Source organism: Streptomyces sp. NPDC088197 (assembly GCF_044741185.1).
Taxonomy (GTDB): domain Bacteria; phylum Actinomycetota; class Actinomycetes; order Streptomycetales; family Streptomycetaceae; genus Actinacidiphila.
Window position 1 is genome coordinate 33,889 of sequence record NZ_JBIUSD010000026.1, and the last position, 14,943, is coordinate 48,831.

Below are 14,943 nucleotides of genomic sequence, written 5' to 3' on the forward strand. Positions count from 1 at the left end.
CGCCGAGCTTCACCACGACGGCCCGTTTCCCTCCGCGGTCGGTCGGTGTCAGGCTGTGGCCATGAAGGGGCACATTCCGCAGGAGACAACGAGTTTCGTCGGCCGTACGGCGGAACTCGCGCGGCTGGACATGGCGTTGGCACACCGCCGGCTGATCACCCTCACCGGGCCCGGCGGAGTCGGCAAGACACGGCTCGCGCTGCGGGCGGCGGCGCGCGCGTCGGTCGGCCGCGTCGCCGTGGAAGTCGCCGCGGAACAGGAGCCGGGCGCGGACCGGCGAATCGGTTCTGCGGAAGACACCGACTCCTCCCGCTTCCCCGACGGCACCTGGTGGGCCGACCTCGCCACCCTCGACAGCCCGCACCTGCTGCTCGCCACCGTCAGCGACGCCGTCGACCTCGCCGACCACTCACCGCGGATGCCCGTCGAGGCACTGTGCGAATGGCTCGCCGACAAGCGCCTGTTACTCGTGCTCGACTCCTGCGAGCACCTGATCGAGGCGTGCGCCCACCTCGTCGGAGAACTGCTGACGGCCGCGCCCGGCCTGACCGTACTGGCCACCAGCCGCCGCCCGTTGGCCTCCGCCGTGGAGGAACTGATCGACGTCGCACCGCTGTCGGCAGAAGGACAGGACGCGCTCGCCCTCTTCAACCAGCGCGTCACCGGCCGCCTCGGCCACACCCCGCTCGCGGAACCCGGCGCGGCGGAGGCCGCCGCGACCATCTGCCGCCGCCTCGAAGGGATACCGCTGGCCATCGAACTGGCCGCGGCCCAGGTCGGCCCCGCCACCGTCGCCGACGTCGCCGACCGCCTCGGCTCACGCTTCGACGTCCTGTCCCGCACCGGCTTCGTCTGGCCCCGGCGCCACCAGACGCTGCGCACCGCGATCGGCTGGAGCCACGAGCTGTGCACCCCGCAGGAACGGCTGCTCTGGGCCCGGCTCAGCGTCTTTCGCGGCGCCTTCGACCTGGCCGCCGCGGAAGCGGTCGCCACCGGCGGCCCGCTGCGCGCCGCTGACGTCGCGCCGACCCTGGAACGGCTGGTCACCCAGTCGGTGATCATCAGGACGGCCCCCGCCGACGACGCGTCGAGCGGCGCAGGACACCGCGAGCGCTACCGCATGCTCGACACGATCCGCGAGTACGGCGGTGAGTGGCTGCGCGAGCTGGGCGAGTCCGCCGCGACCGCCCGCCGTCACGCCGACTACTTCACCGGCCTCGCCCGCTGGGCGGACGGGAGCTGGTCGAGCCCCGACCAGCTCCTCGGCTACCGGGTGATCGAGGACACCCACCCCGACCTGCGCTCCGCCCTCGACCACTGGCTCGTCCACGACCCGGCGCAGGCCGCCGAACTGGCCGGGCTGCTGGTCTACTTCTGGACCTGCTGCGGCCACCTCAAGGAAGCCCGCTCCTATCTGGAGCGCGCCCTGGAACTGCACACCGCGCAGGACCGGGCCCGCGCCCGCGCGCTCACCGGCCTCGGAGCCACCGTCACCCTCCAAGGGGACTACGCCCTGGCCACCGAGATCAGCGCCGAGGTGGAGGCCGCGGCCGAAGCGGGCGGCGACCAGGAGGAGCGGATCGCCGCCGCCTGCCTCACCGGCCTGCTGGGCCTGCTCATGGGCCAGCCGCGCAAGGCACTGGACGCGGTACGCGCGGCGCTCGGCGGCGCGCCCGGCTTCGCCTTCGACTCCCCGGACCGGCTGCGCTGCAACCTCGTCGAAGTGCTCTCCCTCACCGCCCTCGGGGACTTCGCCGAAGGCCGCGAGCGGGCCCTCGAACTGCGCGAGCACTGCGTACGCACCGGCGAGGTCTGGACCCGCTCCTACCTGGACTACCAGCTCTCCGTCGTCGCCCTCTTCTCCGGCGCCCCCACCGAGGCCATCGGCTACGCCCGCACCATGCTGGAGAGCAAACGCCTCATCGGGGACGCCTTCGGCATCGCGCTCGGCCTCGACCTGCTCGCCGCGGCCCTGGCCGCCGAGGGCCGGGCCGAGCAGGCCGCGTCGGTCTACGGCACCGGCGGCGCCTATTGGCGCAGCGTCGGCCACCCGCAGCGCGGCGCGCCGGAACTCCAACTGGTGCGCGAGCGCTGCGAGGAGACGGCCCGCGCGGCGCTCGGCGACCAGGCGTACGCCGCCGCGTACGCCCAAGGGTCCACCGCCCACGGCCCGACCGCCTTGGCCGCCGCCCTCCAGCCGGACAACCACACCGCGTGAGCGGCCCGTTCACCCCTGCCGGAGACCCGCGAGGGAACGGCGCGGCCGGTCGGACATCCGTCGGCCGGGGCCGGGGGGAGGTCGGCCCCGGCCGACGGGAACGTGCCGCGCTGTGGGGTTCGCGGCACCGGGCGGGAAGGAAGTAGGAGGCGGCGAAGGTCAGTTGGAGAAGTCCTGCGTCATCCAGACCGTGCCGGAACTGTCGCGGTAGACGTCGATGCCGATGTGCGTGTAGCCGCTGCTGAGGATGTTGCGGCGGTGGCCGTCGTCGGGGGCCTTCTCGTCGAGCATCATCTGCGTCAGACCGACGGCGCTCGCGGCGATCGCGGAGGCGGAGGAGCCCACACCGCCGCCCTCGCCGATGTTCTCGCCCGCCGACGTCCAGTGCACCCCGGCGGCCGTCTCGCGGTCACCGAAGGCCGGTTCGCCCGGGCACTGGTGGGACAGGCCGCAGCCGGACGCCATCACCTGATTGTGCGCGGCGGCACTCTTGTTGAGCCCTTCGAGCAGCGTGTACGGGGCGAGGCCCTCGGCGGCGCGATTGCGGTTGATCAGGTCGAGCACCTGCCGCACGGCGTCGCCGGCGCTCGGCGGGTTCGTCGCGGCGGGCGGTGCGGGAGTCGTCGCCGAGGGGCTGGGCGCCGCCGTCGTGGGCGCGGTGGTCACCGGGGTGCCGGTCGGCGTGGCCGTCGGCTTGGGGCTCGGCCGTCCGGGGCGCGGGCGGTGCGTGGTGGAGATGGTCGCGGCGGGGGCGGTGGGCCGGAAACCGGCCGGCTTGCCGCCGGGCCTGTGCCCGGCCGACGCGCTCGTGTCGCCGGAGCCGGAGCCGGAGCCGGAGCCGGAGTCGCTGTGCCCGGCGGTGGGCGACCCCTGATGCGGCGCCCCGAGGCAGGCGAAGGCGGTGCCGCCACCGAGTACGGCCAGGGCCGCGGCTCCGGTCACCGCCATGCGTATCCGCGGCTTGCGCCTCGCCCTGTGCTGGCCGTGGGCGGAGTTACGGGAGTGGGCACGGCGGGACGAACTCATCGCTGGCACCTCGTGGTGGGGGAGACGTGTCGTGAGGGGGACCCGCTCACAGGAACGGTCCGGCGGGCACGACCCTAGGCCGCCGGAGCCGTCCGATCCGCCACCCGAGCCCAACTTCACGTTCCCCTAAGGAAAGCCGCAGATTCCGCTGAGCCCCGCCCCCGGCCGGGCGTCCGCAGGACCGCGGACACCGCTGAGCCCCGCCCCCGGCCGGGCGGGCGAAGAACCGCGGACAACACTGAGCCCCGCCCCCGGCCGGGCGTCCGCAGGACCGCGGACACCGCGCCTCACCAGGACACCTCGCTGGTGACCTCCTTCGCCTGCGGACGCAACGTCGCCGTCAGCTCCGAGCGGTGGCGCGCCCCGGTGAAGGTGATGGTGAGCGTGTCCGGCGCGCTCTGCCGGGTGCTCGTGGTGAAGCCGATCGCGGGCACCGCCGAGACCAGGCACACCGCGTCCGCGCCGAACCGTATCGACGCCTGACCGCCCGTCGACTCGAAACTGTGCGTCCCGGCGCCCCCTTCGCAGTCCGGCGGCCGGGAGGCGGTCGACGGCGGCGCGGCCGGCGCGGAGGACGGGCTGGTCGCGGTCGCCGTCGGGCGACGGGTCGAGGGGGACGGCGACACCGTGGGCTTGCGGGTCCGCGTCGGCGACTGCCGGGGCGTGGCCGTCGGCGAGCCGATCACCACGGAACTGGGCGAGTTGGTGGCGATCCCGGCCGCCACATCCCGCGCGGACGGCGGCAGCGGCGCCGTCGAACCCACCACGAAGCGCACGGTCAACGACACCGCCGTGACGGTGAGGACCGTGCACGACAGCCAGATCAGGAAATGGCGCAAGGACCGGGGCACCGGGCCATCATGGCCGATCCGTTACGGTGTGCCGCATGGCGAGCGTCCTTGTCGTAGAAGACGATCCCGGCATACGTGCCGAACTGATCGGGATACTCACCCGCGACGGGCACGAAGTCCGCAGCGCCGCCGACGGATTCAGCGGATTGCGCGAGGCGACCAGAACCCCGTTGGACGCGGTGATCCTCGACCTCGGCCTGCCCGACCTCGACGGCGGCGACGCGCTGCGCATGATCCGCGGCATCTCCCGCGTACCGGTCCTGATCGTCACCGCCAGGGACGACGAGGCCGAGATCATCCGGCTCCTCAACGCGGGCGCCGACGACTACCTCGTCAAACCCTTCTCCGGCGGACAGCTCACCGCCCGCCTCGGCGCCGTCCTGCGCCGCTCCGCGGGCCCCGACGGCAGGACCGGCGCCCCCAATCTGCGCGAGCCCGTCACCCTCGGACCGCTGCGCATCGACCCCGGACCCCGCACCGTCCACCTGCACGGACACGAAGTCCCGCTGACCCGCCGCGAGTTCGACCTGCTGTCCTTCCTCGCCGCCAACGCCGACACCGTCGTGTCCAAACGGCACATCCTCACCGAGGTCTGGCGCGACCCCTACGTCGAGGACCAGACCATCGACGTCCACCTGTCCTCCCTGCGCCGCAAACTCGGCGAGAGCGCGGCGGCGCCGAGCCTGCTGCGTACGGTGCGCGGCGTCGGCATCAAACTGGTGACCCCCCGGTGAGAGGGACCCTGGCCAGGGTCGCCCTGGCCGTCACCTCGATGGTGGCCCTGTCCTTCCTCATCCCGCTGGGCCTGCTGGTCCGCTCGGAGGCCCGCAACCAGGCGATCACCGCCGCCGAGCAGCGCGCCGCCGCCCTGGCGCCGGTCCTCACGCTCACCGACGACCCGGCCGCCGTACGGCAGGCCGTCTCGGGCCTCGACCCGTCGGGAAACCTGGCGGTCCACCAGCCCGACGGCCGCTCCATCGGCGCGGGCCACGCACCCCACTCCCTGCTGGTGCGCGCACAGCACGACGGCGAGTCACTGGCGCAGGACCTGCCGGGCGGCGGCTGGGTCTACCTCCAGCCGGTCGTGCTGCCGCAGGGCCGGGTCGCCGTCGTCGAGGAATTCGTCCCCGAAGCCGAGCTGAACCGCGGGGTGAACGCGTCGCTGACCGTGATGGCGCTGCTCGCCGTCGGCCTGGTCGTCGGCTCCGTCCTGGTCGCCGACCGCCTCGCCTCCCGCGTCGTACGGTCCTCCCGCAACCTCTCCTGCGCCGCCAACGCGCTCGGCCGCGGCGACCTGGAGTCCCGCGTCGACCCCATGGGGCCGCCGGAACTGCGTGAGGCCGGGCAGGCGTTCAACGCCATGGCCGCACGCATGCTGGAACTCCTCGCCGTCGAGCGGGAATTGGTGGCCGACCTGTCCCACCGTCTCAGGACACCCCTGACCGCCCTCCAGTTGGCCACCGAACGCATGGGTACGGGACCGGACGCCGCCCCCGTGGCCGCCGCGGTCGCCCAGCTCGAAACACAACTGCACGCCGTCATCACCGCGGCCCGCACACCGCTGGCCGTCGGACACATGGGCGCGCCCCAACTCGACCGGCCCGAACAGGTGTTGTGCGCCGCCACGGTGATCGTCCGCCGCCGCGCCGGATTCTGGACGACGCTCGCGGAACAGCAGGGCCGCCCCTGCCTGGTGGAAGTGACCGGCGAGGACGCCCTGATCGACCTGCCGGAGGACGACCTCGCCGCCGTCATCGACGCGCTCGTCGGCAACGTCTTCCGGCACACCGCGCCCGGCACCGCCTTCGCGCTGCGCCTGGTGCGCGCCGCCCAGTCCGTCACCCTCACCGTCGAGGACGCGGGCCCCGGCATCCCGGACCCCGACGACGCCCTCGTCCGCGGCGCCAGCACCGCGTCCACCGGCCTCGGCCTCGACATCGCCCGCCGCGCCGCCGCCGCGACCCGCGGCGCGCTGGACATCGACCGCGGCCCGATGGGCGGCACCCGCGTCGCCGTCCGCTTCGGCCTCGCCTCACCGCCGCCCAAGCGCGGACCGCTGCACCGCAGGCGGGCCCGCCTGCGCAAGTCGCCGGTCTGACGCGGCGGCCACGAAGGAGTCCTGCCCCGCGGCCGAGGGCGTGGGCCGCGGTGGCCGATTCAGCGCTCGGGAGCCGGTACCGCTCGCGCGGTGAGCCGGGTCCAGCCGGCGGGCGGCGCCAGAAGCGTACGCACATGCGGCCTGCGCGTGCGCAGCCGCACCTCGCCCCGGTAGCCGCTCAGGATGAGGTGGCCGAGGTGTTCGAGCGCCCTGACGGCGAAGCCGCTCGCCGGACACATGCCCTCGCCCTTGCCGAACGGCAGGTAGGACCGCCGCTGTTCGTCGGTCGGCCGCTCCCAGCGCGAGGGGCGGAAGTCCAGCGGCGCCTCCCAGACGGCCGCCGACCGGTGGATCGCGTGCGTGCCGATGAGGACGTGCTCGCCCTCGCGGACCTCGGCCCCGGCGATCTCGTGGTCGGCGGCGGCCACTCTCATCAGCCGCCAGGCGGTCGGATACAGGCGCAGCGCTTCCCTGACCAGGCGGTGGACCTGCTCCCGCCGCACCGTCGGGGTGTCGTAGCCGTGCCGGACCCCGAGCAGCACCACCCATTCGAGCGTCACGCCGGTGAAGCCGACCGTGGACAGCACGAGGCGTTGCAGCACCTGCGCGCGATCGGCCGTCGACAGCTCGCCGGGCAGCCCCAGCACGAGGTCGACCAGATCCCGCGCTCCGTCCTCCTGAGCGGACAGCCGCCCGAGCTGTTCGGCGAGCCCGGCCCGGACGGCGGGCACCGTACGGTGCGAGCGTCTCAGCACATGGCCGACGACGTCGTCGGCGACCACACTCGACGTCACATACGTGTCGACGAGCGCGTTGATCGCGGTGTGGCTCCGGTCCGCGATGACGGGGGCGAAGTACCGCCGGACCACCTCGACGCCCCAGCGCTGGTGCCGCAGACGGCCGCGACCGTCACACACCTCGCCGAGAGCCGCGCCGAGGTCGAAGGACGACGCGGGATCGTGCCGGGCCAGGACCCTGAGCAGTTCACGCGAGGCTTCGCCCCTGACCGCCGGGGGCAGGGACTCCGGCCCGAGACGGAAGAACCCGGACTGGGACAGATAGTCGCCCGCCTGCTCGACCAGCACGTCACGGGCCGCGTCGGCGTCGGCCACGAACAGGGTGCCGAAGCGCAGCCGGAACGGCCCGTCACGGCCCGCCGCCTGCTCCTCCCACCGCCGCAGGTCCGGCCACAGACTCTTCCTGTCGAGGAACACGGGTCGCCCGCCTTGTCGGATACGGGACGGAACGCGCGCCGCGTACGGCCGCCCGTCCCGTCCCCGCGCGGAGAAGACGTCAGGCGTTGTGCCCGTACCTGTCGCCGTACTGGTTGCGCCGCGCACGTGCCTCACCGCTGAGCGCGCGAAGGCTCCTGACGATCCATGACATCGTGGCCGTCCTCCTTGTCGGTCCGAGTGGTGCCCGGTCCTGCTGCGGGCGTCAGTCCTGCTGCCCGTAGCCGACGAAGTACCCGTGCCACCGTGCGCGCATCTCGCCGCTGAGCGCCCGAAGGCCGCTGGTCACCCATGACATGGCGTACTCCTTGTCGGTCGGTGCTCCCGGAAGGTGACGGTACTCCCACGAGCGAACCGGGCGAACCGCCGAAACCGGCCAAAGACGGCGCGGGGCGTGCCCGGTCCACCGGGCACGCCCCACGCCGTCGGACCAGGGGTCAGCCGAAGATCCACTTCTGGTTGGCGGCCCCGCCGCACGTCCAGGTCTGCAACCGCGTCCCGTCCGCCGACGCATTGTCCTTCGCGTCAAGGCACTTGTCCGCGCCCGTGTTCGTCAGGTCGTGGGCGTCGGTGTACTTCCACTGCTGCGCCTGGGTGCCGTTGCACGTGTAGAGCTGCACGGCCGCGCCGTCCGCCGTCGAACCGCCGTCCACGTCGAGGCACTTGCCCAGCGCCCGTACCGTCCCGTCGGCGCCGAGCGTCCACTGCTGGGCCACATTGCCGGTGCAGTCGTGGAGCTGGACCGGCGTACGGTCGGCCGACGAGCCGCCCGCCACGTCCACGCACATGCCGCCGATGCCCTTGATCGAGCCGACCCGGTCGGAGCCGCCAGACCCGCCGGACCCGCCGGTGCCGCCGCCCGCCGTCGTGCCGGAGCCGCTGTCCCACTGCGACGCCCGTACGTAGTCGACCGTCATCGTCTGCGGGAAGGACGTCGAACCGTCGGGCGAGCCCGGCCAGTCACCGCCGACCGCCAGGTTGAGGATCAGGAAGAACGGGTGGTCGAACACCCACGTGTTGCCGCCCGCGTCCGACGGCGTACGCGTCTGGTAGACCGTGCCGTCCACCGTCCAGGTGATCGCGCTCGGGCTCCAGTCCACACCGAAGGTGTGGAAGTCGTCCGCGAAGGCCGCGCCGCCGGGCAGCGTGTACGGGGACCCGATACCGGCCGCGCCCGAGTAGCCGGGGCCGTGGATCGTGCCGTGGACGGTGCCGGGCTCCCGTCCGATGTTCTCCATGATGTCCAGCTCACCGCTGTGGGGCCAGCCGACGCTGCCGATGTCGCTGCCCAGCATCCAGAACGCCGGCCAGATGCCCTGGCCGCGCGGGATCTTGATGCGGGCCTCGAAGTGACCGTACGCCTGCGTGAAGGTCGAGGCCGTGTTCAGCCGCGCCGAGGTGTACTTGCAGGGTCCGTACCAACAGGACAGTCCGGTGTCGGAGTTGGGCCGTGCGGTGATCACCAGGTGCCCGTCGCCGTCGAGAGCGGCGTTGGAGGTGCTGTCGGTGTAGTACTGCAACTCGTTGTTGCCGTTGCCCGAACCACCCTTCTCATGCGTCCACTTGGCGGGGTCGGGCGCGCTGCCCGCGGGGCCGTCGAACTCGTCGGACCAGGTCTGCCGGCCCTCGGCGGCGTCCGCCCTCGACGTGCCGGGACCGGTCGTCGCCACCAGGACGGCGGCCACCAGAGCGGCGGCGACCAGGACGACCAGTCCGCCGAGCGACCATCTGCGTGCGCGGTGTGCAGCCATGGGTTACGTACCTTGTCTGTGGGGGAGATCAGGGTTCGCGTCGGCGGTGGCCGGGCGTACGGCGTCGGGGGAGGCGGGGGCCGTGGCCGGGGGAGCGCTCTCACGGGAGCGACGACCGCCGCCGACGGCCCCGATGCTACGCACGGTCACCCTGCCCGCCAACCCGCCCGGACAGCCGCCCGCACGCCCGTGACGTGCCCGAACTGCGAGGACGCCGATCGGCCCGAGGCGCTGATAAGCCGCTCTTAACCGGCCCTTAAGACACGGCGTTCGTGATCGTCCGTCACCGGCCGGACCTCCCGCGCCGCCGGACCGGCACCGACCCTCGGCGTGCCCAGGAGGACTCGGCTAGGGTACGGACGAGTCCGGGCCCCGAGACGTTTCGGGCAGACCGGCCGCGGGCCGAGCGTGGGGGAGACAAGGTGGGCGCAGCCGTTCCGAGCGGCACGGATGAGCCGAACGAGCCGTCCGCCGCTGAGTCCGAGGTGACCTCGGTCGTCGTGCACGCCTCCGGAGCGGTCGTCACCCGCCGCGCGCGCGTCACGGTGCCGACCGGAACCGCCGAGACCACCGTCCGCGTCGAGGGCCTGCCGCCCACGCTCTACGAACAGTCGCTGCGCGGCCGGGTGGTGAACGGCCCGCACGGGCTGCGTGTGACCGACGTACGGCTGGACGTCGGCGCCACCGTGCACCGGGGCGAGCAACTGCCCTCGCTGCGGCTGGACCTGGAGGACGCCGAGGACCAGCAGTCCCGGCTCCAGGACCGCAAGTACCGGCTGGAGAGCGAGATCGAGGAGGTGGCGGCGCTGCGCGCCGAGCCGCCGCAGCCGCGCAGGGGCGACCCGCCCCGCTGGGCGCCCGTCGAGTCCTTCCTCGCCCTGGCCGGATTCGTCGACACCCGACTCGGCGTCCTGCACGAGCGGTTGCGGGCCACCGAGGACCAACTGGCGCGCGCCGACCACGACGTGGACGTCCTGCGGGCGCGACTGCACCAGTCGTCCACCGCCCTGAGCGCCGAGCGCACCGACCCGGCCGTCGGCGCGGTCGTGACGCTGGCCTCCGAGGTGACCGACGCGACCGACGTACCGGACGCGTCGGCCGACGAACCGGACGCGCCCGAAACCCGCGAGGACACCTCCCCGACCGGCGAGGCCGGGACACCCGCCGACGCCCCGGCCGAGATCGACGTCGAGGTCGAGTACCACGTCCCCGGCGCCACCTGGGTCCCCACCTACCAACTCCGCCTGGACGGTACCAGCGGCGCGGGCACGCTCGTCCTGCGCGCCTGCGTCGCCCAGCGCACCGGCGAGGACTGGTCGGGCGTACGTCTCGCGCTGTCCACCGCGGACCTGCTGCGCCGCTCCGACCTGCCCGAACTGCGGTCGCTGCGGATCGGCCGCGCCCAGCAGGAACCGCAGACCCCCGGATGGCGCGAACCGCCGCCAGGGCTCGCCGAGTTGTTCACCGGCTACGACGGCGCCGCCGCGGCCCACCCCGCCGCGTCGCGCGGTCCGGCCCGGCAGTCGGGCCCGGGCGCCCCCAGGTCCATGAACGCGTGGCTCGGCGGCGTCGAGGACGACCTGGAAGAGGCCGACCTCTCGCCGGACCTGGCGGCGGGCGGCGCGTACGGACCCGCGGAGCCCGGCGGTGCGGCCGAGGCCGTCGGCTACGGCGGTTCGTTCGGCGGCCCGGTGCCCGCACCGGGAGCGGCGCCGCCCCCGGCTCCGCTTGCCGCCGCGGCGCCCATGTCCCAGGCGCACGCCGAGCCCGCGACGGACCGCCCACGCGGCAGGTCGGCGCCCGTCGCCCGCAGCGCCCGGTGCAAAGTCGCGCCGCCCGTGCCGCCGCCGTCCACCGCGCCGTCCGTGGACATGCTCGACTACGGCCGCCTGACCGTCGCGGGGCCCGACGCGGGCGCCGAGCGCGGCACGCTGCGACCGGAAGCCGCCCCGATCGCCACCGTGGTCACCGAGTACCGGCGCAGGGCCGAGACCGTCGGCCGCCTCCCGCGGCCCGCGCACGCGGTCGACGTACGGACCTCGGCCGGCTCCTTCGACTACCGCTTCGACACCGCCGCGCCCGCGGACGTGGTGTCCGACGGCGCGTGGCACATCGTGCCGGTCAGCGAGGTGCCGGTCGTCACGGAGTCGCTGCACGTGTGCGTCCCCGCGGTGGACACGGCCGTCTTCGGCACCGTCCTGGTCACCAACACCTCCCCGCACGCGCTGCTCGCCGGTCCGGCCGACGTCATGGTGGACGGCGACTTCGTCCTCACCGCGGCCCTGCCGACCCTCGCCCCCGGACAGCGGCAGGCGGTCGGCGTCGGCGTGGCCGAGAGCGTCCAGGTGGCCCGCCGCACCCACATGCGCGAGTCCACCGCGGGACTGCGCGGCGGCACGACCGTCCTCGACCACACCGTGGAGATCGAGGTCGCCAACCGCCTGCCGTACCCCGTCGTCGTCGAGGTCCGCGAGCGCGTACCGGTGTCGACCGACAAGGACGTCCGTATCGAGGAGCACCGGGCGCGACCGGCCTGGACGGAACCCGAGGAACCGCTCACGGGCCAGGACGGCTCGTACGTCCGCGGAGCGCGCGTGTGGCGCGTGGAGTTGGCACCCGGCCGGACCACGACGCTCACCGGAGGGTTCGAGGTCCGCCTCCCCGCGGGCAAGTCGGTCGTCGGCGGAAACCGGAGGAAGTGAACCGTGACCACCCCGGAGACCCTGACCGACGGGACCGGCGCGCCCGGCGCCGATGACACGCCCGCCGAGCCGGACGCGCTCTTCCTCCCGGTCACCACCGTGACCTGCCTGGAGGACCGCGCCCAGGTCGAACGCACCGGCACCGCGCGGCTCACCGCGGGCGTCCAGCGCCTGCGGATCGGCCCGGTCACCCCGCTGACCGTCGACCGCTCCCTGCGCGCCGAGATCTCCGCGCACACCGAGGGGGACGACGACACGGACCTCGGCGCGGACGGTCCGCGCGTGTTCGACGCCCGCGTCATCCGCACCTACACCCCCGCGCCTCCCGGCGGGCCGGGCCCCGACGCGTCCGAGCTGCGCCGCGAAGTCGACTCCCTGGAACGGGAGATGCGCGAGGTCGGACAGCTGCGGCAGCGCCTGGAGAGCGCGCTGGCCGTGGCCCACCAGGCCAAGGCCGATCTGCACCGCGACATCGTGCAGGGCGCGGGAGCGGGCGCCGCCGACCCCGAGCGCTGGGCCGACCGCCTGGAGCGCGTGGACGAGGACGCCGAGACCCGGATCGGCGAACTCCACCGGCTGCGCCGCCGCGAGCACGACCTGAACGAGGAACTGCGCACGGCGCGTACGGCGTTGGCGGCCACCGAGACCGAACCCCCGGTGCTCACGGCCTTCGTGGAACTCGTCGTGGAGGCGCCCGAGGCCGGTTCCGCGCGGATCCGCGTCGTGAGCCTCGTCCCGTGCGCGCTGTGGCGCCCCGCCTACCGCGCGACGCTCGCCGCCGACCGCGACAGCGTCACCCTGGAGACCGACGCCTTCGTGTGGCAGGACACCGGCGAGGACTGGAACGGCGTACGGCTGTCCCTGTCCACCGCGCGCCCGACGCTCGCCGCGGCCCCGCCGGAGCTGACCGAGGACGTCCTGACCCTCAGGGAACGCACCGTCGAGGAGCGCCGGACCGTCGAGGTGGACCTGCGCGAGGAGGACGTCACGACCGTGGGCGGCGACTCGGCCGCCGACACCGCGGACGGCGCGGGACCGCTGCCCGGCCTGCACGACGGCGGCGCGGTCCGCGTCCTGCACGCGCCCCGCCCCGTCACCGTCCCCTCCGACCGGCGCCCGCACCGCGTCCACCTGTCGGCCTTCACCGCCGCCTGCCGCACCGAGGACACCTGCGCCCCCGAACTGTCGCCGCTGGTCGTGACCACCGCGCGGTTCCCCAACGCCGCGGGCCACGTCCTGCTGGCCGGCCCCGTCGACCTGGTGCGCGACAGCGGCTACACCGGCCGGGCCACGATGCCCTTCGCCGGTACGGGCGAGGACGTACGCCTGTCCTTCGGCAGCCAGGACACCTTCCGGGTCGTCCGCCACACCGAGGAGCAGCGCGACACCACCGGTCTCGCCGGGATCAACCAGCGCACCGTGATCACCCGTCAGGTGCGGCTCTTCGTCTCCCGCTTGGACCAGCCGAGCGCCGAGCACCCCGGCGACGCCGACCGGCCGGGCGCCGACCTCACCCGCGAGGTCGTGATCCGCGAACGCGTCCCCGTCTCCGAGGTCTCGGCCGTCGAGGTCCGCACCCTGCCCGACCGCTGCCGCCCGGCGCCCGACGAGACCGACGACGACGGCATCGTCCGCTACGTCCAGCGCCTGGCTCCCGGCGAGCGCCGCGAGATCACCCTCGTCTACGAGGTCAGCGCGTCGAGCGCGGTGACCGGTCTGTGACGCGACCCTGACGCCCTTACGCAGGACCGCCGTTCAGCCCGCTGCCGCCCGGTAGGGGCGGAAGAATTCGCGCAACTCCCGCGCGTACAGCTCGGGTTCCTCGAACGCCGCGAAGTGGCCGCCGCGCGCGGGCTCGGTGACGCGTACGGCGTTGGCCGTCCGCTCGAGCCAGGCCCGCGGCGGGCGGGCGATGTCGCCGGGGAAGAGCGAGAAGCCGGAGGGCACTTCGACGCGGCGGGTGAGCTGGGCCGACGGGATCGCGGAATTCGCGTGGTACATCCGCATCGACGAGGCGATCGTCCCGGTGAGCCAGTAGATCGTCACGTTGGTGAGGATCTCGTCCTTGGTGAAGCTCCGCTCGATGTCGCCGCCGCAGTCGCTCCACGCCCGCAGCTTCTCCACGATCCACGCGGCCAGCCCCGCGGGCGAGTCCTGGAGCCCGACGGCCGCGGTCTGCGGCTTCGTACGGTGCATGGCGGCGTATCCGCCCTCGGCCGCGCCCCAGGCGGCGGTCTGCTGGAACCAGGCGCTCTCCTCGGGTGTGAGCTCCGCCGGATCGCCCGCGAAGACGGGCAGGCCGCCGTCGGTGCGGTGGACGGCCACCACCCGGTCGGGGTGGTCGAGCCCGAGGTAGCGGCTCACATGGCTGCCGATGTCCCCGCCCGCCGCGCCGAACCGCGCGTAGCCGAGGACGTCCATCAGCTCCGCCCACAGGCCGCTGACGGCGACGGAGTCGAGCGGCCGTCCCGCGGCGGGGCGGTCGGAGTACCCGTAGCCCGGCATGTCGGGCACGACCACGTCGAAGGCGTCGGCCGGGTCGGCGCCGTGCGCGGCCGGATCGGTGAGGAGCGGGACGACCTTCGCGTACCGCCAGAAGGAGTCCGGCCAGCCGTGGCTGAGGACCAGCGGCAGGACGGGCCCCGTGGGCGCGACGGCGCGGGCGTGGACGAAGTGGATGCCGAGCCCGCCGATCGGGGCCCGGAACCGGGGGAGCCGGGCCAGCGCCGCCTCCTGCGCCCGCCAGTCGAAGCCGTCCGCCCAGTAGGCGACCAGTTCGCGGAGGTAGTCCAGGTCGGTTCCGAGCGACCATCCCGCGTCCTCGGGCGCGTCCGGCCAGCGCGTCGCGCGCAGCCGGGTCCGCAGGTCGTCGAGCGCGGCGGCGTCGGCCCGCGGGGCGAAGGGTTCGGGGCGGGACGGGGCATCGGGCATGGGACGCATGCTAACGCCGCGTACCCCGGCGGCCCCGGAACGGGGGAGCGTGGCGAATCCGGACGTCGGCCACTGGTAGCCGACCGTTCAACAGGTCGTCTCCCGCAGGGGTCTGGCCTCCGCCCATGCGTCAC

The 14,943-nt window shown here is 74.1% G+C and carries 10 protein-coding genes; 5 read left to right on the top strand and 5 right to left on the bottom strand.

Annotated elements, in window-relative coordinates:
* The first annotated feature begins 61 nt into the window (after positions 1-61).
* Complete coding sequence (locus ACIOC1_RS34535; protein ID WP_401858419.1) at positions 62-2,218, top strand: ATP-binding protein; 2,157 nt, start codon at positions 62-64, stop codon at positions 2,216-2,218.
* A 159-nt stretch (positions 2,219-2,377) separates the two neighbouring features.
* Here ACIOC1_RS34535 and ACIOC1_RS34540 read toward each other — a convergent pair whose 3' ends face one another.
* The gene (locus ACIOC1_RS34540) at positions 2,378-3,244 is read right to left on the bottom strand and encodes a CAP domain-containing protein (protein WP_401858422.1); all 867 of its coding nucleotides are present in this window, start codon (positions 3,242-3,244) and stop codon (positions 2,378-2,380) included.
* A gap of 287 nt (positions 3,245-3,531) precedes the next feature.
* A complete protein-coding gene (locus tag ACIOC1_RS34545) occupies positions 3,532-4,095 on the bottom strand; it encodes a hypothetical protein (RefSeq protein WP_401858425.1) in 564 nt (187 codons plus the stop codon).
* Between the two features lie 35 nt (positions 4,096-4,130).
* Between ACIOC1_RS34545 and ACIOC1_RS34550 the strand changes: the two genes are divergently transcribed.
* On the top strand, positions 4,131-4,829 hold the full coding sequence (locus ACIOC1_RS34550; protein WP_355348469.1) for a response regulator transcription factor: 699 nt from the start codon (positions 4,131-4,133) through the stop codon (positions 4,827-4,829).
* Entirely contained in the window at positions 4,826-6,193 is a 1,368-nt protein-coding gene (locus tag ACIOC1_RS34555; RefSeq protein ID WP_355348472.1) for a HAMP domain-containing sensor histidine kinase, read from the top strand. The genes ACIOC1_RS34550 and ACIOC1_RS34555 overlap by 4 nt, the downstream gene beginning before the upstream one ends.
* Before the next feature lie 59 nt (positions 6,194-6,252).
* Here the strand turns inward: ACIOC1_RS34555 and ACIOC1_RS34560 are convergent, their stop codons facing one another.
* On the bottom strand, positions 6,253-7,407 hold the full coding sequence (locus ACIOC1_RS34560) for a cytochrome P450 (RefSeq protein WP_401858430.1): 1,155 nt from the start codon (positions 7,405-7,407) through the stop codon (positions 6,253-6,255).
* Between the two features lie 455 nt (positions 7,408-7,862).
* Positions 7,863-9,176, bottom strand: a complete 1,314-nt coding sequence (locus tag ACIOC1_RS34565; protein WP_401858433.1) for a ricin-type beta-trefoil lectin domain protein — start codon at positions 9,174-9,176, stop codon at positions 7,863-7,865.
* A 422-nt stretch (positions 9,177-9,598) separates the two neighbouring features.
* Between ACIOC1_RS34565 and ACIOC1_RS34570 the strand changes: the two genes are divergently transcribed.
* Complete coding sequence (locus ACIOC1_RS34570; RefSeq protein ID WP_401858436.1) at positions 9,599-11,878, top strand: DUF4139 domain-containing protein; 2,280 nt, start codon at positions 9,599-9,601, stop codon at positions 11,876-11,878.
* A 3-nt stretch (positions 11,879-11,881) separates the two neighbouring features.
* Positions 11,882-13,600, top strand: coding sequence for a mucoidy inhibitor MuiA family protein (locus ACIOC1_RS34575; protein ID WP_401858439.1), 1,719 nt, complete (start codon positions 11,882-11,884; stop codon positions 13,598-13,600).
* Positions 13,601-13,633: 33 nt separating this feature from the next.
* Here the strand turns inward: ACIOC1_RS34575 and ACIOC1_RS34580 are convergent, their stop codons facing one another.
* Complete coding sequence (locus ACIOC1_RS34580; RefSeq protein ID WP_401858442.1) at positions 13,634-14,809, bottom strand: epoxide hydrolase family protein; 1,176 nt, start codon at positions 14,807-14,809, stop codon at positions 13,634-13,636.
* Positions 14,810-14,943: the final 134 nt, after the last annotated feature.